This window comes from Photobacterium sp. SKA34, from assembly GCF_000153325.1.
Lineage (GTDB): Bacteria > Pseudomonadota > Gammaproteobacteria > Enterobacterales > Vibrionaceae > Photobacterium.
In genome coordinates, this window is record NZ_CH724144.1 from 1 (window position 1) to 17,976 (window position 17,976).

The following is a 17,976-nucleotide window of genomic DNA, read 5'->3' on the forward strand; positions in this document are numbered from 1 at the left end:
CGCCACTTCCGCATGATTAACTGTCGAGACAATCAATCTAAATAATGGCAGGTCTACCTGGATTCGAACCAGGGAATGGCGGCATCAAAAGCCGCTGCCTTACCGCTTGGCGATAGACCTACAGCACTTGTTTACACAAGACTTTTCACAAACTAGAGAGAATGGTGCGGAAGGAGAGACTTGAACTCTCACACCTTGCGGCGCCAGAACCTAAATCTGGTGCGTCTACCAATTCCGCCACTTCCGCATATTGTCAGTTACAAGTAACTGTTGTCTCTAGTTGTATAATTTAAATCAGTAATTGGTAAAAAGCTGATTTAAAGAATAAATGGTGGCTACGACGGGATTCGAACCTGTGACCCCATCATTATGAGTGATGTGCTCTAACCAACTGAGCTACGTAGCCAACACAGAATACTGATATTCATCAATACTCTTAAATAATGGCAGGTCTACCTGGATTCGAACCAGGGAATGGCGGCATCAAAAGCCGCTGCCTTACCGCTTGGCGATAGACCTACAGCGCTTGTTTACACAAGACTTTTCACAAACTAGAGAGAATGGTGCGGAAGGAGAGACTTGAACTCTCACACCTTGCGGCGCCAGAACCTAAATCTGGTGCGTCTACCAATTCCGCCACTTCCGCATATTGTCAGTTACGAATAACTGTTGTTTCTCTAGTTGTATTTTTCAAATCAGTAATTGGTAAAAACTGATCTAAAGAATAATGGTGCGGAAGGAGAGACTTGAACTCTCACACCTTGCGGCGCCAGAACCTAAATCTGGTGCGTCTACCAATTCCGCCACTTCCGCATATTGTCAGTTACGAATAACTGTTGTTTCTCTAGTTGTATTTTTCAAATCAGTAATTGGTAAAAACTGATCTAAAGAATAATGGTGCGGAAGGAGAGACTTGAACTCTCACACCTTGCGGCGCCAGAACCTAAATCTGGTGCGTCTACCAATTCCGCCACTTCCGCATGATTAACTGTCGAGACAATCAATCTAAATAATGGCAGGTCTACCTGGATTCGAACCAGGGAATGGCGGCATCAAAAGCCGCTGCCTTACCGCTTGGCGATAGACCTACAGCACTTGTTTACACAAGACTTTTCACAAACTAGAGAGAATGGTGCGGAAGGAGAGACTTGAACTCTCACACCTTGCGGCGCCAGAACCTAAATCTGGTGCGTCTACCAATTCCGCCACTTCCGCATATTGTCAGTTACAAGTAACTGTTGTCTCTAGTTGTATAATTTAAATCAGTAATTGGTAAAAAGCTGATTTAAAGAATAAATGGTGGCTACGACGGGATTCGAACCTGTGACCCCATCATTATGAGTGATGTGCTCTAACCAACTGAGCTACGTAGCCAACACAGAATACTGATATTCATCAATACTCTTAAATAATGGCAGGTCTACCTGGATTCGAACCAGGGAATGGCGGCATCAAAAGCCGCTGCCTTACCGCTTGGCGATAGACCTACAGCGCTTGTTTACACAAGACTTTTCACAAACTAGAGAGAATGGTGCGGAAGGAGAGACTTGAACTCTCACACCTTGCGGCGCCAGAACCTAAATCTGGTGCGTCTACCAATTCCGCCACTTCCGCATATTGTCAGTTACAAGTAACTGTTGTCTCTAGTTGTACAATTTAAATCAGTAATTGGTAAAAAGCTGATTTAAAGAATAAATGGTGGCTACGACGGGATTCGAACCTGTGACCCCATCATTATGAGTGATGTGCTCTAACCAACTGAGCTACGTAGCCAACACAGAATACTGATATTCATCAATACTCTTAAATAGTGGCAGGTCTACCTGGATTCGAACCAGGGAATGGCGGCATCAAAAGCCGCTGCCTTACCGCTTGGCGATAGACCTACAAGTGCTTTTTAAAAGCATCTCTCAACCCTATTGAGAGAATGGTGCGGAAGGAGAGACTTGAACTCTCACACCTTGCGGCGCCAGAACCTAAATCTGGTGCGTCTACCAATTCCGCCACTTCCGCATGTTATCAGTTTCTATAACTGACATTCAATTTTAACGTGAAAATTGAATGGTGGCTACGACGGGATTCGAACCTGTGACCCCATCATTATGAGTGATGTGCTCTAACCAACTGAGCTACGTAGCCATTTTCCGATTTTTCACAGTGATTCTTAATGAGCCGCTGTATCGGGAACGGGGCGCATTATGCTCATACCAGCGAAAACCGTCAATAGTTTTTTTAAATATATCGCCAAAATTCGTTTGTTAGGCGTATATTTGGGCGATGTGTGCGAATGACAAACTGAAATTACGATTGTCAGCTTAAAACTTCAATAAATGTGAACATTATCAAGTTATTTATATTGCTAACAAATAAGTGTAATTTCTATTTAGATAAAAATAAGCCAGCTAAAAAGCCGGCTTATAGAATTTGTGAGACTAGCGACTAGGCTAAAAATTACACGTTAAAACGGAAGTGAACAACATCACCGTCTTTAACAATGTATTCTTTACCTTCTAGACGCCATTTACCAGCTTCTTTTGCACCTGACTCACCACCGCAATTGATGTAATCGTCATAGCCAATAACTTCTGCGCGAATAAAGCCTTTTTCGAAGTCAGTGTGGATAACACCTGCTGCTTTTGGCGCTGTTGCACCTACAGGGATTGTCCATGCTCGTACTTCTTTAACACCAGCAGTAAAGTAAGTCTGAAGAGATAGTAGCTCATAACCTGAACGGATCACGCGGTTAAGACCTGGTTCTTCGATACCCATATCAGCAAGGAATTCTTCACGATCTTCGTCATCCAGTTCAGCGATCTCTGATTCCATTGCTGCACATACAGGAACAACAACCGCATTTTCTTCAGCGGCACGTGCAATTACTTTGTCAAGGAACTGGTTATTTTCAAAACCGTCATCATTTACGTTCGCAATGTACATCGTTGGCTTAAGCGTTAAGAAGTGAAGATAGTCAACCGCAGCTAACTCTTCTTTGCTAAGCTCCATTGAACGAGCCATACCACCATCAGTTAAGATTGGTTGCATTTTCTCAAGAACTTTGATTTCAAACTTAGCATCGTTATCACCACCTTTAGCACGCTTAGCTAGACGGAAAATAGCACGCTCACACGTATCTAAATCAGCCATCGCAAGCTCAAGATTGATAATGTCAATATCTTCTAGAGGGTCGATACGACCAGCTACGTGGACAATGTTGTCGTTTTCAAAACAACGTACTACGTGACCAATGGCATCTGTTTCACGGATATTAGCTAGGAACTTATTACCAAGGCCTTCACCTTTTGATGCACCAGCAACAAGACCCGCGATATCAACAAACTCCATTGTCGTCGGTAGAATACGTTCTGGATTAACGAAAACTGCCAATGCATCCATACGTGGATCAGGAACAGGAACTACACCTGTGTTTGGTTCAATAGTACAGAACGGGAAGTTTGCTGCTTCAATGCCCGCTTTTGTTAAGGCGTTGAATAGAGTTGACTTACCAACGTTTGGTAGACCTACGATACCGCATTTAAAACCCATGGTTTAAAACCCTTTTGGTGATTATTCTGTGTAACAACTCAACTATAGTACGAACGACTGTATCTATAGCGGCAAAATAGTACGCTAAAATGTGTGGCTATTCTGCTTTGAATGTATGTAGGCGATTTTGCGCCTTTGTTAAGCCGTCTTTAAGTAAGATATCAATACAGCGAACAGATTCATCTACTGCTGCATCAATCAATTCTTGCTCTTTAGCTGGTGCTTTTCCAAGTACGTAGCCTGCGACTCTGTTTTTATCGCCTGGATGACCGATAGCGATCCTCAGACGATAGAAATCTTTATTATTGCCCATTTTATTAATGATATCGCGAAGACCATTATGTCCGCCATGACCACCACTTTTTTTAAATTTCGCAACACCGGGTGGTAAATCTAATTCATCGTGAGCAACTAAAATTTCTTCGGGTTTGATTTGGAAGAAGTTAGCTAACGCAGCAACCGACTTTCCTGATAGGTTCATAAAAGTCGATGGGATCAATAGGCGAAGATCTTGTCCATTGACTGTAATTCTTCCTGTTAAACCAAAATACTTGGGGTCAGGACGAAGGGTTACATTGTGGACGCGCGCTAATTCTTCAACGACCCATGCACCGGCATTATGGCGGGTGTTAGCGTATTCTTGACCCGGGTTAGCGAGGCCAACAAGCAAACGAATATTATTACTCACGTTTATCTCTCTTGTCATTTACCAGTAACTTAGCGGGTTGCATCTTAAATTATAGTGACAATGAGTTACTGGGTGTCGGGCTCAAAACGCGCCATATACTATATTAAATTAACTAAAATTGATATGGCTCTTCATCGTCACTGTTTTTGCAGGCTAGACAAAAGAAAACGCCTCGCAGTAGCGAGGCGTAAATATCTTATCTGGTTAAATTAAGGCAATTTAACCGAGTGAGCAAATTAGTGCTCAAACATTGCTGAAATTGATTCTTCGTTGCTAATGCGACGAATAGCTTCAGCTAGCATACCTGACAGTGTTAATACTGATACTTTACCCGTTGCTTCAATTTCTTTTGTTAGCGTAATTGAGTCTGTAACGATAATTTCATCGATAACAGATTCACGGATATTCTCTAGTGCACTACCTGAAAATACTGGGTGAGTTGCGTAAGCAAATACACGTTTAGCACCACGTTCTTTTAGTGCCTCAGCAGCTTTACACAATGTACCACCTGTATCGATCATATCATCAACGATAATACAGTCACGGCCTTCAACATCACCGATTAGATGCATAACCTGAGAAACGTTTGCACGAGGGCGACGCTTATCAATGATAGCAATATCTGTGTCATCAAGCAGTTTAGCGATTGCACGAGCACGTACAACACCACCGATATCAGGAGAAACAACCACTGGATCTTGTAGATCTTTTGCTAGCATATCTTCAAGTAGTACAGGGCTACCAAATACGTTATCAACAGGTACGTCGAAGAAACCTTGGATTTGTTCTGCGTGTAGGTCAACAGTTAAAACACGGTCAACACCTACGTTAGAAAGGAAATCAGCAACAACTTTAGCAGTAATTGGCACACGAGCAGAGCGAACGCGGCGATCTTGGCGAGCATAACCAAAGTATGGAATTACAGCAGTAATACGGCCCGCTGAAGCGCGGCGTAGTGCATCGATCATAACAACCAGTTCCATTAGGTTGTCGTTCGTTGGTGCACAAGTTGATTGGATAATGAACACGTCGCTACCACGTACGTTCTCATTAATTTGTACACATACTTCACCATCGGAGAAACGGTTAACCGTAGCATCTCCCAAGGAAATATAAAGACGATCAGCGATGCGTTGGGCTAGTTCTGGTGTTGCGTTACCAGCAAACAGCTTCATATCAGGCACGGTGTAAACCTCAGGTTGCGTCCAAGTTGTAATTACTGACAATCCGTAGAATGTGCGGTTAAGGCTGTCATTAGAGGAGACGTGTTGACACCTTTTGCGACAAATCCGTGGAGCCAGTCAGGTAAAATGTTCAGGATTGCGTTGGCTTCTTGTTGAGTGTTAAATTCAGAAAACACACAAGCGCCAGTGCCAGTCAATCTTGACGGCGCGTATTCTAACAGCCACGAAAGCGCCTGATCAACCTCAGGATTAAGACTTCTTACAATTTTTTCGCAATCGTTTTCGTAAACTCCACGTAACAGTGTATCGAGGCTACGTTTTTTAGAATTACGCGGGAGTTCAGGATGGGTGAAAATATCGACAGTTGCAATACTAATATCAGGCTTTGCGATTAAAAACCATTTTTCTTGAGGTTCTGCTGGTTGCAGCTTTTCACCAATACCTTCGGCGAATGCACTACTTCCACGCACAAAGACAGGAACATCAGCACCTAATTTAAGACCAATATCTGCTAATTTATCAACCGATAGCTGAGTTTGCCAAAGATAATTGAGGGCGACTAATGTTGTTGCTGCATTGGAGGAACCACCCCCAAGACCACCTCCCATGGGAAGGGTCTTATCAATATGAATATCGACACCTAAGTCACAATTTGCCGCTTGACGAAGTGCATGTGCAGCGCGATAAATAAGGTTGTCTTCGGTTTTAACCCCTTCAATTACAGGCGTCAAATTAATTTGGTTATCACGACGTGGCGTGATGGTTAAAGTATCGCCATAATCGACAAATTGAAATAGCGTCTGTAAATCATGGTAGCCATTTGGACGTTGGCCAGTGATGTATAAAAATAAATTCAGTTTTGCTGGCGCTGGCCATTGGCTCGCGACACCAAAAGGGATGTATTGACTCATGCAATGCTCGTCTATTTTGAGTAATCGTAAATGCTTTGCTGTTTAATTCGCTAACCAGTTAGAGATTTTTATTTTAATTTTGAGTTTACCTTGGTTTAGTACCATTTGCGTGGGTAATGCAGGGCTTTGATCATTATACGTGTTGTAGTGCATTTCCCATACTTGACCGTTAATCTCTTTGGCAAGAAAAGCGACTTGATCATTGTTGTTTAGCTGATATGTATCAGCAGCTGTCGGTAAACCAATCAGCCAATCGCGCATTTGTGATAAGGGTAATTCGATTCCTGTTAATTGCTTCACTAATTGTGCAGCATCAGTGCCATGATAGGTTTTACCATCAGGATCGATTAGCGTGACGTTACCCGGTTCTGCATTGAGATTAAGGACAGTTTTATACATTTTTGTTAAGATTAACTGGTATCCATCACCATGATTTTTCCAGTTAAAGGTGAGAGATATGCGTTGCTCAGGACTTAAATAACCAAATACACCTTTCGCTTGATAATCGGTGAGGCGCTTTAATTGGGTTTGATGGGTTTCCCAATCTACTTTTTGTGTGCTTTTTGGCGTTTGTGCACAGCCAGATAATAAGGCAAATGTAATAGCAATAAAGGCTAAATTACGTAATCTCATGATGAAAGCTCGTAATAAGAATGAGCAAAAACAATAACGATTATTTTAATTAAAGCCAAATATTAAGCAAAAATAAGGGGTAAATTAAGCAAATAAGGCAATAAAAATGCAGTCATTATTGATTGATTACGTCAGCTACCTTTTATTAAGTCAGGGCATCAAGTAAAATCCCCTCCTTAGATTTTTTTCACTGGCGAAGTGGGTACACCGTCTCCATGACCTTGCTTGCATTAGGAATCAACCATAAAACAGCTTCTGTTGATTTACGCGAAAAAGTGGCTTTTTCTCCTGAAAAGCTTTCTTTGGCGTTGCAGCAGCTGAAAAACCACCCTGAGGTATTAAGTGGGGTTATAGTATCTACTTGTAACCGTACTGAAGTTTACTGTGATATTTCACAGTCAGGGCCGGGTGTGATCATTGACTGGTTGACCAAATTTCATCAGATCACAGCCGAAGAACTGATGCCAAGCCTGTACTTTCATGAAGAGCAAGCGGCAGCACGTCATTTAATGCGTGTTGCTTGTGGCCTAGATTCGTTAGTATTGGGCGAGCCGCAAATCCTAGGACAGGTGAAGCAGTCTTATTCGGAGTCAAAAGACAATGAAGCAGTAGGTGGCACCTTAGAAAAGCTGTTTCAAAAAACCTTTAAAGTAGCGAAACGCGTACGTACTGAAACTGACATTGGCGGTAATGCTGTCTCTGTAGCTTATGCGGCGTGTTCTTTAGCGCGACAAATTTTTGAGTCTTTATCCGGTGCTACTATTTTACTGGTTGGCGCAGGCGAAACGATTGAACTTGTTTCTCGCCATGTCGTTGAACAAGGTTGTAATAGTTTGATTGTTGCTAACCGTACGCGTGAGAGAGCGGAAGGTATTGCACAAGAGTTTGGTGCTGAAGTGATCAGTCTTGAAGAAATTCCTGATTACCTCCATCGCGCTGATATTGTTATTAGTTCAACCGCAAGCCCATTACCGATTGTAGGTAAAGGGATGGTTGAAATGGCATTAAAGCGACGTCGTCATCAACCTATGCTGTTGGTGGATATTGCTGTGCCTAGAGATATAGAACAACAAGTTGGCGAATTGAACGATGCTTATTTATATTCTGTTGATGATCTTCATTCGATTGTAGAGAAGAACCGTGAGCAGCGTAAGGTCGCAGCGATTCAAGCTGAAGCGATTGTAAGTGAAGAAAGCGCTGTGTTTATGCAGTGGTTACGTTCACTTGAAGCGGTTGATAGTATTCGAGATTATCGTCAATTTGCCGAACAAATTAAACAGGAGCTACTACAGCGTAGTCTCCAAGCCATTGCTAATGGTACCGAGCCTGAGAAGGCGTTAGCAGAGCTCAGTAATAAACTTACCAATAAGCTTATCCATGCACCAACCAAGGCTATGCAGCAGGTCGCAAAAAATGGCGAATCTGACAAATTAGCTGTGATTCGTGAAGCACTTGGTCTGGATTCCTATAACGATTAGTAGTTGATCGCCTTTGGCTTTCGCTCAGCACTTTTAGAAGATTATGAAGCAATCAATTTTAGTTAAATTAGAAACTCTTGTTGAACGTTACGAAGAAGTTCAACATCTCCTTGGTGATCCAAGTGTTCTTGCGGATCAAAACCGCTTTCGTGCGCTTTCAAAAGAATACTCTCAGCTAGAAGAAGTGACTAAGTGTTTTCAAGCTTACCAACAAGCAAAAGAAGATTTAGTGGCTGCGGAAGAAATGGCGCAGGAAGACGATGCAGAAATGCGTGAAATGGCACAAGAAGAGATCAAAGAAGCTAAAGCAGAAATTGAACGCTTAGCTGATGAACTTCAGGTGCTATTGATTCCTAAAGATCCTAATGATGATCGTAACTGTTTTGTTGAAATCCGTGCAGGTGCCGGTGGTGATGAAGCGGGTATCTTTGCTGGTGATCTTTTCCGTATGTATAGCAAATATGCAGAACGTCGTGGCTGGCGTATTGAGATCATCAATGAAAACCGTTCTGAACAAGGTGGTTATAAAGAGATGATCGCTAAAGTCAACGGCGATGGTGCTTACGGTATTTTGAAATTTGAGTCAGGCGGTCACCGCGTTCAGCGTGTCCCTGCAACAGAATCTCAAGGTCGTGTTCATACTTCAGCTTGTACTGTTGCGGTATTACCTGAAATTCCAGAAGCGGAAATTCCAGAAATCAATGCTGGCGATCTACGTATTGATACCTTCCGTTCATCTGGTGCGGGTGGTCAGCACGTTAACACCACCGATTCTGCAATTCGTATTACTCACTTACCAACAGGTATTGTTGTTGAGTGTCAGGATGAGCGTTCACAGCATAAGAATAAAGCAAAAGCTATGTCGGTACTTGCTGCTCGTATTATCAAAGCCGAAGAAGAGAAACGTAATGCTGAAGAAGCGAGTACACGTCGTAACCTACTAGGTTCAGGCGATCGCTCTGACCGTATTCGTACTTATAACTACCCACAAGGTCGTGTTTCTGATCACCGTATTACACTGACACTTTACCGCTTAAATGAAGTGATGGAAGGTGATTTAGATGCATTGATCCAACCTGTATTTACTGAATACCAAGCGGATCAGCTAGCTGCGATGTCTGAGCAAAACTAATGCCTCAAAGCATTAAATATTTGCTAAAGCAAACCACGGAACAACTAGCAAGTGCGGGCTCTGAGAGTCCGCAACTTGATAGTGCTGTGTTGTTATGTCATGTACTTGATAAGCCACGTAGTTATTTATTAACGTGGCCTGAAAAGCAACTAGATGATGAGCAATATAATATTTTTCAGCAGGTACTAGCACGCCGCCTAAATGGTGAACCTATCGCATATATTGTTGGTGAGCGTGAATTTTGGTCACTGCCATTAAAAGTCTCACCTTCAACCTTGATCCCACGTCCTGATACTGAGCGCTTGGTTGAACTTGCATTAGATAAAATCACAAGCGCTACTTCCAAAGTATTGGATTTAGGAACAGGAACCGGTGCGATTGCACTGGCGATTGCTTCTGAGTATCCAAGTCTTCAGGTTACAGGCATTGATTTACGTCAAGAAGCGGCTGAACTTGCACATGAAAATAGCCAACGTTTATCAATATTAAATACCCGATTTTTAGCGGGAAGCTGGTATTCACCATTACAACACAATGATGTGTTTGAGCTAATTGTGAGTAACCCGCCTTATATTGATCACGCCGATCCCCATTTAGTTCAAGGTGATGTCCGTTTTGAACCAAAGAGTGCATTAGTTGCTGATGATAATGGCTTAGCTGATATCCGTATTATTAGCGCGCAAGGACGTAAACACTTAACAGTAGGTGGTTGGTTGTTAATGGAGCATGGCTTCGAGCAAGGTTTGGCTGTAAGAACTATTTTAGAGCAGCTGGGTTATCAACAAGTATCTACCAGTCAAGACTATGCAGGGCTCGATCGTGTTACGATGGGCTGCTGGCAAGGAGAATTATAATTATGTATATGGCAATGAAACATCTGCATTTAGTTGCAATCGCACTTAGTGTTTTACTGTTTGTGACTCGCTACATCATGATGATGGCAAACTCATCATTGTTAAATAAAAAGTTTTTCAAGATAACTCCCCATATTGTCGATACTGCTCTTTTAGCTAGTGGTGTGGCATTAATTTTCATTACAGGGTTTATGCCTTTTACGGCTGGTAATGGCTGGTTAACTGAAAAGCTAACTTGTGTACTCGCTTACATCGCCCTTGGTTATGTCACGCTGCACATGGGTAAAAATAAAGTATTTAAGACATTTGCCTTTTTAGGCGCATTGGGCTGGGTATTTCTAGCTGCGCAATTGGCGGTAACGAAAACGCCAATTTTAGGTTAAGTTAGGTTAGATCATGATGCTGTTTAATGAAGACGAATTAAATTCGCGGCCATTAGTTTATGGTGCTATTGATATGATGAAGGACGTCGTGCCTGAATTTCCAACTCAGTGGGCGGAATTAAAGTTATCTCAATTAGCGCAGGAAGCTGAGCAAACATTAATGGAAGAAGTTAATCCTCGTTTACGGTTAGAGGGGCTTTTACGCCTGTTTTATCGAGAGTGGGGGTTTCAAGGCGATCACCAGCAATACTTTTCGTCAGATAATGCATTTTTAGATAAAGTACTGGAGCGTCGAAAGGGGATTCCTGTAAGCCTTGGTGCTTTATTTCTTTATTTATCTCAGCACCTTGATCTGCCGATTGAAAGCGTAGGCTTTCCGACCCAGTTTTTATTAAAAGCGACGTGGTCTGAAAGCGATGTTCAGTATATTAACCCGTTTGATGGTGAATTTGTTAGCACGCATACATTACGTAGCTGGTTGATTGGTCACCGTGGCCCATTTACAGAACTTAAACCTGAATATCTTAAAACGCAGCAGAATCATGAAATTTTAACGCGTTGGTTAACGGTAATGAAAAGTGCACTTCTTCGTGAAGAACACTTTACTGATGCTTTGCGTTGTAGTGATCTTGCACTGTTATTTAGCCCAGGTGATCCGCATGAGATCCGTGACCGAGGCTATATTTATCAGCAGCTTGATTGTAATCACGCAGCAGCGATGGATTACTCATACTTTATTGAGCAATGCCCTGAAGATCCAGCCGCTGATTTACTCAAAACTCAAGTAGAGACGCTCTTTGATGAGCCTCTAATTCTACACTAGAAGAGAACAACAAATATGATGGAACAAAAAACTGTTCGCATAGGCGATATTGATGTCGCAAATGATAAGCCATTTGTTTTATTTGGTGGCATGAATGTGCTTGAGTCTCGCGACTTAGCGATGCAAATGTGTGAGCATTACGTGAAGGTAACTGAGAAATTAGGTATTCCTTTCGTATTTAAAGCCTCTTTTGATAAAGCTAACCGTTCATCTGTTCATTCATACCGTGGTCCAGGTATGGAAGAAGGCTTAAAAATCTTTCAAGAGTTAAAAGACACGTTTGGTGTGAAAATCATCACTGATATTCACGAGAAAGATCAGGCACAACCTGTTGCTGACGTGGTTGATGTGATTCAGCTTCCAGCGTTTCTAGCTCGTCAAACTGATCTTGTTGAAGCTATGGCAAAAACAGGCGCTGTGATTAATGTGAAAAAACCACAATTCATGAGCCCTGGTCAAGTTGGTAACATTGTTGAGAAATTCGCTGAATGTGATAATCACAATGTGATCTTATGTGAGCGCGGTGTGCTTCATGGTTACGATAACCTCGTGGTTGATATGTTAGGTTTTGATGTAATGAAAAAAGCATCACAAGGAAGCCCGATTATCTTTGACGTGACTCATGCGCTTCAGTGTCGTGACCCACAAGGTGCTGCATCAGGTGGCCGTCGTGAGCAAACAGTAGATCTTGCACGATCTGGTATTGCAACAGGCATTGCTGGTTTGTTTATGGAAGCGCATCCAACGCCGGATCTTGCTCGATGTGATGGCCCATCAGCTTTCCCATTGGATAAGCTAGAGCCATTCCTTGCACAAATTAAACAGCTTGATGATTTAATTAAGAGCTTTGCTCCAATTGAAGTGAACTAAGTCTTTTCATTTAGATTCTAAAGCCCAGTGATTATTAATCACTGGGCTTTTTTATTGCCTATAACGAACTGAATGATTGTTTTGTATGATAAGTGTTCAATATATGAAAAATCGATAAATATATAAAAACGATATTTAATTCTTTATATTTTGTATTTATTTGAACTTATATATCGTTATTTGTTGGTGTTGCAGTTCTCATACTTATTGGGCATTAGCTATCTGGTATGATGTTTGTCTCACTATTTTTGAAAATTAAAGTTTGTCGTTTCATACTTGTGGCCGATTTTATTTGGTTAGAGAGTCATTTGTGTCATTAACAACAATCCAAGAGCACCCCGAAAAAGAGATCACCGTACATTCTTCGAAATGGACCCAACATGACACTCGTTGGATGTTGAGCTTATTTGGTACATCTGTTGGTGCGGGTATTTTATTTTTACCAATAAATATTGGCTCAGGTGGATTCTGGTCACTGGTTATAATGGCATTATTAGCTGGACCTATGACATTTTGGGCTCATCGTGGATTAGCGCGTTTTGTTTTATCATCATCTTCTTCTGACGCTGATTTTACCGATGTAGTTGAAGAGCATTTTGGTTCCCGTTACGGGCGCTTAATTTCAGCACTGTATTTTCTTTCTATCTTTCCTATTTTACTCATTTATGGTGTCGGCCTAACCAATACCGTTGATAGTTTTATTGTCCATCAATTAGGTTGGCAAGCGCCGTCACGGGTGTTGTTATCAGGCGGATTAGTTTTTTTGATGATCACTGTGATGCTTGCGGGTGAAAAAGCGATGCTTAAAGCGTTTGAAGTGATTGTCTACCCACTGGCATTTATTCTGGCGGGCATTTCTATTTACTTGATCCCAAGCTGGCATGTACCTAATCTTAATTTCTCTCAAAACATCAATGAATTTAGCTCATCATTATGGTTATCAATACCGGTTGTTGTTTTTGCTTTTAGTTATACACCTGTCGTTTCTGGCTTTGTAAATGCTCAACGTCGTCAGTATGGCGATCATGCACATCGAAAATCAGAAACAATCTTAAAGCGTACCTCAATGATGTTGATTACTTTTGTTTTGTTCTTTGTGTTCTCTTGCGTGTTAAGTTTATCCCCTGAGCAGTTGCAGCATGCAAAAATGGATAATGTGTCAGTGTTATCTTATTTAGCGAACGTTAAAGACAGTCATTTTATTATGTTGCTAGGCCCTTTAATTGCTTTTATTGCGATTACATCATCGTTTTTAGGGCACTTTATGGGCGCACGTGAAAGCTTCAATGGCATTGTCGCGAAACAAACATCACTGTCATTAAAAACCATCGACAAGATTGGTGTAGTGATCATGTTCTTCTCTATTTGGTTTGCAGCTGTTATGAACCCAAGTATTTTAGGGATGATGGAAGCGTTATCTGGACCTATTATTGCGATGATACTTTTTATTATGCCAATGCTTGCGGTATATCGAATTGAAAGTCTGAAAATGTACCGAGGTAAGATCAGTACTTGGTTTATTTTATTGATGGGATGTTTAGCAGTAGCGGCGATCATTTTTAGCTTAGTGTAAACATTTACTTTATAGCTAGTTATAAATGATTTGTAAAAAGAAAGGCTTGCGTTATACGCAAGCCTTTTTGTTTATTTAGCTGTATCAGGCATTATAATTTAAAACGATTAATTTCTTGCTGTAATTCATAAGAGAGCTCTGATAATTCAGCGGCTTGTTTTGCGGCTTCATTAGCCTCAACTGCTAGCTCGTTTGAGACATCACGGATCCCTTCTGTATTACGTGTGATCTCTGATGTTACTGATGATTGCTCTTCGGCAGCAGAGGCTATTTGGGTTGCCATATCATTGATGTTATTAACAGCATTGGTAATTTGCGCCAAGCTAGCAGAAGCAGAGCTTGCATCATCAACACTGGTTTCAGATAGGTGACGGCTATCTTCCATTATCCCAACTGCTTGTCCTGTTGTTTGTTGAAGTGTTTCAATCATTTGTTGAATTTCTTGGGTCGAGGCATGGGTACGTTGACTTAATACTCGTACTTCATCTGCAACAACCGCAAATCCACGGCCTTGCTCACCAGCACGTGCAGCTTCAATCGCAGCATTTAATGCCAGCAAGTTAGTTTGTTCTGCAATGCCTTGGATAGTCGAAAGAATTGTGTTGATACTTTGAGCATGGCTATTAAGATCGCTGATCACGGTTGTTGCCGTTTCAACTTCTTGCGCCAAACTAGAAATAGATTGTTGGCTTTGATTTACCTGAGTTGCACCATGATTAGATGCCATCACGGTTTCTTCTGCTGTTCGTGCTGTATTTTCAGCGTTAGATGCAATTTCTTTGGTTGCCGCTGCCATTTCGTTAATAGCTGTTGCGACCATATTGATTTCATCTTGTTGATGCTGAATACGGGTACTACGCTCTTCTGCTTGGGTTGCTGTTAAATGCGATTGCTGACTGAGTGATTGAGATACGTGGTTTAAACGTGCCACCATTTGATGCATGTTGCCAACGAACTGGTTGAAGTTATTGGCGAGTTGACCCACTTCATCATTGCTCTTTGGCTCAATACGTTGAGTCAAATCGCCTTCGCCACTGGCGATTTCTGCCAGTGCGTTGGATACGCGATCTAAATCTCGGAACAAGAAGTTAACTAACCATGCCACTGTAGTAATCACTAACAGTGCAATAACAGCAGCGGTAAGAAGGAGCTTATAAAGCAATGCTTTATGGCTGGCTTCCTCGGTTTTTTTATCCATGTTTATGGCTAATATCCAGTCAGTATGAGGGATGTTAGCAAAATAAAGTAGCTTAGGCTGATCGTTAATGGTCAGGTTAGTCAGTGCATTATTATGAATTTGCTGCTCAATATAATTGATAGAAAGCGCATTGCTATAACGTGAAATAGGTTGTAGCAATAGCTGCTGATCGGGATGAGCAATAAACGTGGCATCTTTTTTATTGATCAACATAGCAAATGCATTTTGACCAACATTCAAATTGACGATGTCGTCGATTAATTGGGTGATCAAAATATCAGCACCAATAACACCGATAAAGGTGGAATTACTATAAACAGGTTTGGCGATAGTAACCATTTTTGCTTTAGTTAAGGTGTCCATATACGCTGACGATATGATGGTCTCATTCGCTTTTTGTGCTTGTTGGTACCAAGGACGTGTGCGTGGATCTACCTGAGATAGATCTCGTTCAGCAAAAGAGCTGGTGGCGATACCTACGGTGCTGCCGAAGTAAATATCTTCAAATTGACCTGCTAAACGGGCTTGTTTTAAAGAGGGGATCATAGCAATGTCTGGATTGCTAATTGTTACTGAGTTAATAATATTGGTACGGATGTTTACCCAGTCACCAACACTGCTGCTAACAGCCTCGGTTAGGCTACTTGCTCGAGCATAAAGATCACGTTTAGCCTGAGTATCAATTTGATTAGCAGCGAGCCAAGTGAGTGCAGTCGCCATCACTAAAACTGCCGATAAACTAGCGACAATAAGTTTTTGTTTTAATGTTAACTGCATTATATATCCCTAAAATCCAGTAAATGTTAGCAGATTTTAGCGGTTGTTTATCTTTGACGCACCTTAAATAATATAATTGTTATTAGTGTTGCTTAATTGAGTGATGAACATTCGATTTTTTGTACTTTTACTACAAGATAAGCGTTTTTCTTGTCATAAAACACAAAAATAAAGTGGACTGAGTGAGTATGTAATTTAGTTACATATCTTTTGGATGTTTAGACGTCTAGATGTTGACACTGTGAGCGCATCCCTTTAATCTTAGAATGAATGTATAAATATAAATTTAGTCGTCGCCATGCCAAACACAGATAAAAAAAATCAAACCATTTCACCTTCTGCATTAGCACTATTACCGTTGGGTATTTTTTTAGCTTTATTCATCGGTGTTGGTACTTACCTTACAATGCAAGGGGTTGATTTCGCTTTTTATCAATTACCTTCACCTGTCGCAGCTTTGCCAGCTGTTGTTATTGCGATTTTATTAAGTAAAGAAAAACTGAATAAAGCGATAGAGCAATTTATCCGTGGTGTAGGTCATAGCGATATTATTGCAATGTGTATGATTTATCTATTGGCTGGTGCTTTTGCTTCTGTTGCTAAAGCGTCGGGTGGGGTAGATGCAACGGTTAACCTTGGCTTATCACTTATTCCTGCTAGCATGATTTTACCCGGTATCTTTGTGATCTCTGCCTTTATTGCTACCGCAATGGGAACATCAATGGGGACGATTGCTGCAGTAGCCCCCGTCGCATTAGGCATTGCACACGCGTCTGGTATGGATGTAGCATTAACCGCAGGTGTTGTTCTTAGCGGTGCAATGTTTGGTGATAACCTTTCTATTATTTCTGACACCACAATCGCTGCAACGCGATCACAAGGCTGTCAGATGAAAGATAAATTCCGTGAAAATATTAAAATCGCATTACCTGCTGCAATTGCGGCAATTTTATTATTTGCGTTTAATAGCTCGGTTACGCAATTACCTGAAACAACCCCTATTGAATGGTTAAAAGTCATTCCTTATATCACTATCTTGGTACTCGCAGTATCTGGCGTTAATGTGTTTGTTGTACTGTCTATCGGTATTCTTCTGGCTGGTGGTGTTGGGCTAACATCTATTGCTGACTATAGTTTTACAAGTTTTGGCAAAGATATTTATGGTGGCTTTGGCAATATGCAGGAAATCTTCCTGCTCTCTATGTTGATTGGTGGTATTAGTGAATTAATGCGCCAGCAAGGTGGACTTGCTTTCTTAACTCAAACTATCAGCCGTGTGATTAATGTGTTTAGCAAAAAGCATCATTCGTCTGAAAATTTACGTGCGAGTGAATTTGGTATTGCCAGTCTTGTGGGCTTGACTAACATATGTACGGCAAATAATACTGTTGCGATTATTGTGTCAGGCGGGGTTGCACGTGAACTGGCTGATGAAAATGGGGTTACGCCGCGTCGTTCTGCAAGTTTGCTCGATATTTTCTCGTGCGTGATTCAGGGTGTTTTGCCATACGGAGCGCAAGCATTACTCCTTGGTTCTGTTTTTGAGCTATCACCATTAGATGTTGTTGCACACTCTTATTATTGTTTCTTTTTAGCTTTTTCTGCCATTGTTGCGATTATATTGAAACATCCTAGTCGAAAACTGGCGAAAGTATAATGTGATCTCACTCACTATAAAGTAGCGTTGAACATAACTGTTTGATAAAAGCCCAGTATTTACTGGGCTTTTTTGTGCTTTGGTGTGACATAAACAAGAGTTTTGAAAGACGAAAAGTGATCCTGTTAACAAAAACTTAAAATGGAAAAGTCATACGTTTTTATTTCGATACACTGGCGCTGTTGGTCACATTGTTTTGCTCTTAATAACGTGTTTTTGTGGTGAAAATGTGACTAATTAATTTGTACCGTTTTTACGAAATATTATCTTCG

The 17,976-nt window shown here is 41.3% G+C and carries 14 protein-coding genes and 16 tRNA genes; 8 read left to right on the forward strand and 22 right to left on the reverse strand.

The genetic code is table 11. The features are described 5' to 3' along the window. Positions 1-45 precede the first annotated feature (45 nt). The 21 genes from SKA34_RS16205 to lolB form a co-directional block, all read right to left on the reverse strand. A tRNA-Gln gene (locus tag SKA34_RS16205) sits at positions 46-120 on the reverse strand. A 42-nt stretch (positions 121-162) separates the two neighbouring features. Beyond that, positions 163-247: transfer RNA gene (locus SKA34_RS16210), tRNA-Leu, on the reverse strand. 82 nt (positions 248-329) lie between these two features. Then, a tRNA-Met gene (locus SKA34_RS16215) sits at positions 330-406 on the reverse strand. A 38-nt stretch (positions 407-444) separates the two neighbouring features. Continuing rightward, positions 445-519 (reverse strand) — tRNA-Gln (locus SKA34_RS16220). A gap of 42 nt (positions 520-561) precedes the next feature. Beyond that, a tRNA-Leu gene (locus SKA34_RS16225) sits at positions 562-646 on the reverse strand. Between the two features lie 82 nt (positions 647-728). Next, a tRNA-Leu gene (locus tag SKA34_RS16230) sits at positions 729-813 on the reverse strand. A gap of 82 nt (positions 814-895) precedes the next feature. Next, positions 896-980, reverse strand: a tRNA-Leu gene (locus tag SKA34_RS16235). A gap of 33 nt (positions 981-1,013) precedes the next feature. Further along, positions 1,014-1,088 (reverse strand) — tRNA-Gln (locus tag SKA34_RS16240). A 42-nt stretch (positions 1,089-1,130) separates the two neighbouring features. Continuing rightward, positions 1,131-1,215, reverse strand: a tRNA-Leu gene (locus SKA34_RS16245). 82 nt (positions 1,216-1,297) lie between these two features. Next, positions 1,298-1,374 (reverse strand) — tRNA-Met (locus SKA34_RS16250). A gap of 38 nt (positions 1,375-1,412) precedes the next feature. Continuing rightward, a tRNA-Gln gene (locus SKA34_RS16255) sits at positions 1,413-1,487 on the reverse strand. 42 nt (positions 1,488-1,529) lie between these two features. After that, positions 1,530-1,614 (reverse strand) — tRNA-Leu (locus SKA34_RS16260). Between the two features lie 82 nt (positions 1,615-1,696). Beyond that, positions 1,697-1,773, reverse strand: a tRNA-Met gene (locus SKA34_RS16265). 38 nt (positions 1,774-1,811) lie between these two features. Continuing rightward, positions 1,812-1,886: transfer RNA gene (locus tag SKA34_RS16270), tRNA-Gln, on the reverse strand. A 42-nt stretch (positions 1,887-1,928) separates the two neighbouring features. Continuing rightward, positions 1,929-2,013 (reverse strand) — tRNA-Leu (locus SKA34_RS16275). Between the two features lie 49 nt (positions 2,014-2,062). Next, positions 2,063-2,139: transfer RNA gene (locus tag SKA34_RS16280), tRNA-Met, on the reverse strand. A 312-nt stretch (positions 2,140-2,451) separates the two neighbouring features. Further along, entirely contained in the window at positions 2,452-3,543 is a 1,092-nt protein-coding gene (gene ychF, locus SKA34_RS16285; RefSeq protein ID WP_006646618.1) for a redox-regulated ATPase YchF, read from the reverse strand. A 97-nt stretch (positions 3,544-3,640) separates the two neighbouring features. After that, positions 3,641-4,231 carry an aminoacyl-tRNA hydrolase gene (gene pth / locus SKA34_RS16290; protein WP_006646619.1) on the reverse strand — a complete coding sequence of 197 codons (591 nt, stop codon included), beginning with the start codon at positions 4,229-4,231 and terminating at the stop codon, positions 3,641-3,643. A 236-nt stretch (positions 4,232-4,467) separates the two neighbouring features. Next, positions 4,468-5,415 (reverse strand): ribose-phosphate pyrophosphokinase, encoded by a 948-nt coding sequence (locus SKA34_RS16295; RefSeq protein WP_005370023.1) that lies wholly within the window; start codon positions 5,413-5,415, stop codon positions 4,468-4,470. Between the two features lie 32 nt (positions 5,416-5,447). Continuing rightward, positions 5,448-6,326 carry a 4-(cytidine 5'-diphospho)-2-C-methyl-D-erythritol kinase gene (gene ispE / locus SKA34_RS16300; protein WP_006646620.1) on the reverse strand — a complete coding sequence of 293 codons (879 nt, stop codon included), beginning with the start codon at positions 6,324-6,326 and terminating at the stop codon, positions 5,448-5,450. A gap of 42 nt (positions 6,327-6,368) precedes the next feature. Further along, positions 6,369-6,959 (reverse strand): lipoprotein insertase outer membrane protein LolB, encoded by a 591-nt coding sequence (gene lolB / locus SKA34_RS16305; RefSeq protein WP_006646621.1) that lies wholly within the window; start codon positions 6,957-6,959, stop codon positions 6,369-6,371. 215 nt (positions 6,960-7,174) lie between these two features. Here lolB and hemA point away from each other — a divergent pair, with 215 nt between their 5' ends. From hemA to SKA34_RS16340, 7 genes are all read left to right on the forward strand, one after another. Further along, positions 7,175-8,437 carry a glutamyl-tRNA reductase gene (gene hemA / locus SKA34_RS16310; RefSeq protein WP_006646622.1) on the forward strand — a complete coding sequence of 421 codons (1,263 nt, stop codon included), beginning with the start codon at positions 7,175-7,177 and terminating at the stop codon, positions 8,435-8,437. 43 nt (positions 8,438-8,480) lie between these two features. Beyond that, entirely contained in the window at positions 8,481-9,569 is a 1,089-nt protein-coding gene (gene prfA, locus SKA34_RS16315) for a peptide chain release factor 1 (protein WP_006646623.1), read from the forward strand. Continuing rightward, positions 9,569-10,423 (forward strand): peptide chain release factor N(5)-glutamine methyltransferase, encoded by an 855-nt coding sequence (prmC, locus tag SKA34_RS16320; protein WP_006646624.1) that lies wholly within the window; start codon positions 9,569-9,571, stop codon positions 10,421-10,423. The genes prfA and prmC overlap by 1 nt, the downstream gene beginning before the upstream one ends. A 2-nt stretch (positions 10,424-10,425) precedes the next feature. Beyond that, positions 10,426-10,806 carry a SirB2 family protein gene (locus tag SKA34_RS16325; protein WP_006646625.1) on the forward strand — a complete coding sequence of 127 codons (381 nt, stop codon included), beginning with the start codon at positions 10,426-10,428 and terminating at the stop codon, positions 10,804-10,806. Between the two features lie 13 nt (positions 10,807-10,819). After that, complete coding sequence (locus SKA34_RS16330) at positions 10,820-11,629, forward strand: SirB1 family protein (protein WP_039860737.1); 810 nt, start codon at positions 10,820-10,822, stop codon at positions 11,627-11,629. A gap of 15 nt (positions 11,630-11,644) precedes the next feature. Further along, positions 11,645-12,499 carry a 3-deoxy-8-phosphooctulonate synthase gene (gene kdsA / locus SKA34_RS16335; protein WP_006646627.1) on the forward strand — a complete coding sequence of 285 codons (855 nt, stop codon included), beginning with the start codon at positions 11,645-11,647 and terminating at the stop codon, positions 12,497-12,499. Positions 12,500-12,809: 310 nt separating this feature from the next. Then, positions 12,810-14,072: a septum formation initiator gene (locus SKA34_RS16340; RefSeq protein WP_006646628.1), complete on the forward strand. Its 1,263-nt coding sequence runs from the start codon at positions 12,810-12,812 to the stop codon at positions 14,070-14,072. A gap of 91 nt (positions 14,073-14,163) precedes the next feature. Here SKA34_RS16340 and SKA34_RS16345 read toward each other — a convergent pair whose 3' ends face one another. Next, positions 14,164-16,047: a methyl-accepting chemotaxis protein gene (locus SKA34_RS16345; protein ID WP_006646629.1), complete on the reverse strand. Its 1,884-nt coding sequence runs from the start codon at positions 16,045-16,047 to the stop codon at positions 14,164-14,166. Positions 16,048-16,345: 298 nt separating this feature from the next. Between SKA34_RS16345 and SKA34_RS16350 the strand changes: the two genes are divergently transcribed. Next, complete coding sequence (locus tag SKA34_RS16350; protein WP_006646630.1) at positions 16,346-17,704, forward strand: Na+/H+ antiporter NhaC family protein; 1,359 nt, start codon at positions 16,346-16,348, stop codon at positions 17,702-17,704. Positions 17,705-17,976: the final 272 nt, after the last annotated feature.

Coding starts and splice junctions, on each gene's coding strand:
- prfA (WP_006646623.1), top strand. CDS start 8,481: ATGAAGCAATCAATTTTAGTTAAATTAGAAACTCTTGTTGAACGTTAC.
- ispE (WP_006646620.1), bottom strand. CDS start 6,326: ATGAGTCAATACATCCCTTTTGGTGTCGCGAGCCAATGGCCAGCGCCA.
- hemA (WP_006646622.1), top strand. CDS start 7,175: ATGACCTTGCTTGCATTAGGAATCAACCATAAAACAGCTTCTGTTGAT.
- prmC (WP_006646624.1), top strand. CDS start 9,569: ATGCCTCAAAGCATTAAATATTTGCTAAAGCAAACCACGGAACAACTA.
- ychF (WP_006646618.1), bottom strand. CDS start 3,543: ATGGGTTTTAAATGCGGTATCGTAGGTCTACCAAACGTTGGTAAGTCA.
- kdsA (WP_006646627.1), top strand. CDS start 11,645: ATGATGGAACAAAAAACTGTTCGCATAGGCGATATTGATGTCGCAAAT.
- lolB (WP_006646621.1), bottom strand. CDS start 6,959: ATGAGATTACGTAATTTAGCCTTTATTGCTATTACATTTGCCTTATTA.
- SKA34_RS16330 (WP_039860737.1), top strand. CDS start 10,820: ATGATGCTGTTTAATGAAGACGAATTAAATTCGCGGCCATTAGTTTAT.
- SKA34_RS16350 (WP_006646630.1), top strand. CDS start 16,346: ATGCCAAACACAGATAAAAAAAATCAAACCATTTCACCTTCTGCATTA.
- SKA34_RS16325 (WP_006646625.1), top strand. CDS start 10,426: ATGTATATGGCAATGAAACATCTGCATTTAGTTGCAATCGCACTTAGT.
- SKA34_RS16345 (WP_006646629.1), bottom strand. CDS start 16,047: ATGCAGTTAACATTAAAACAAAAACTTATTGTCGCTAGTTTATCGGCA.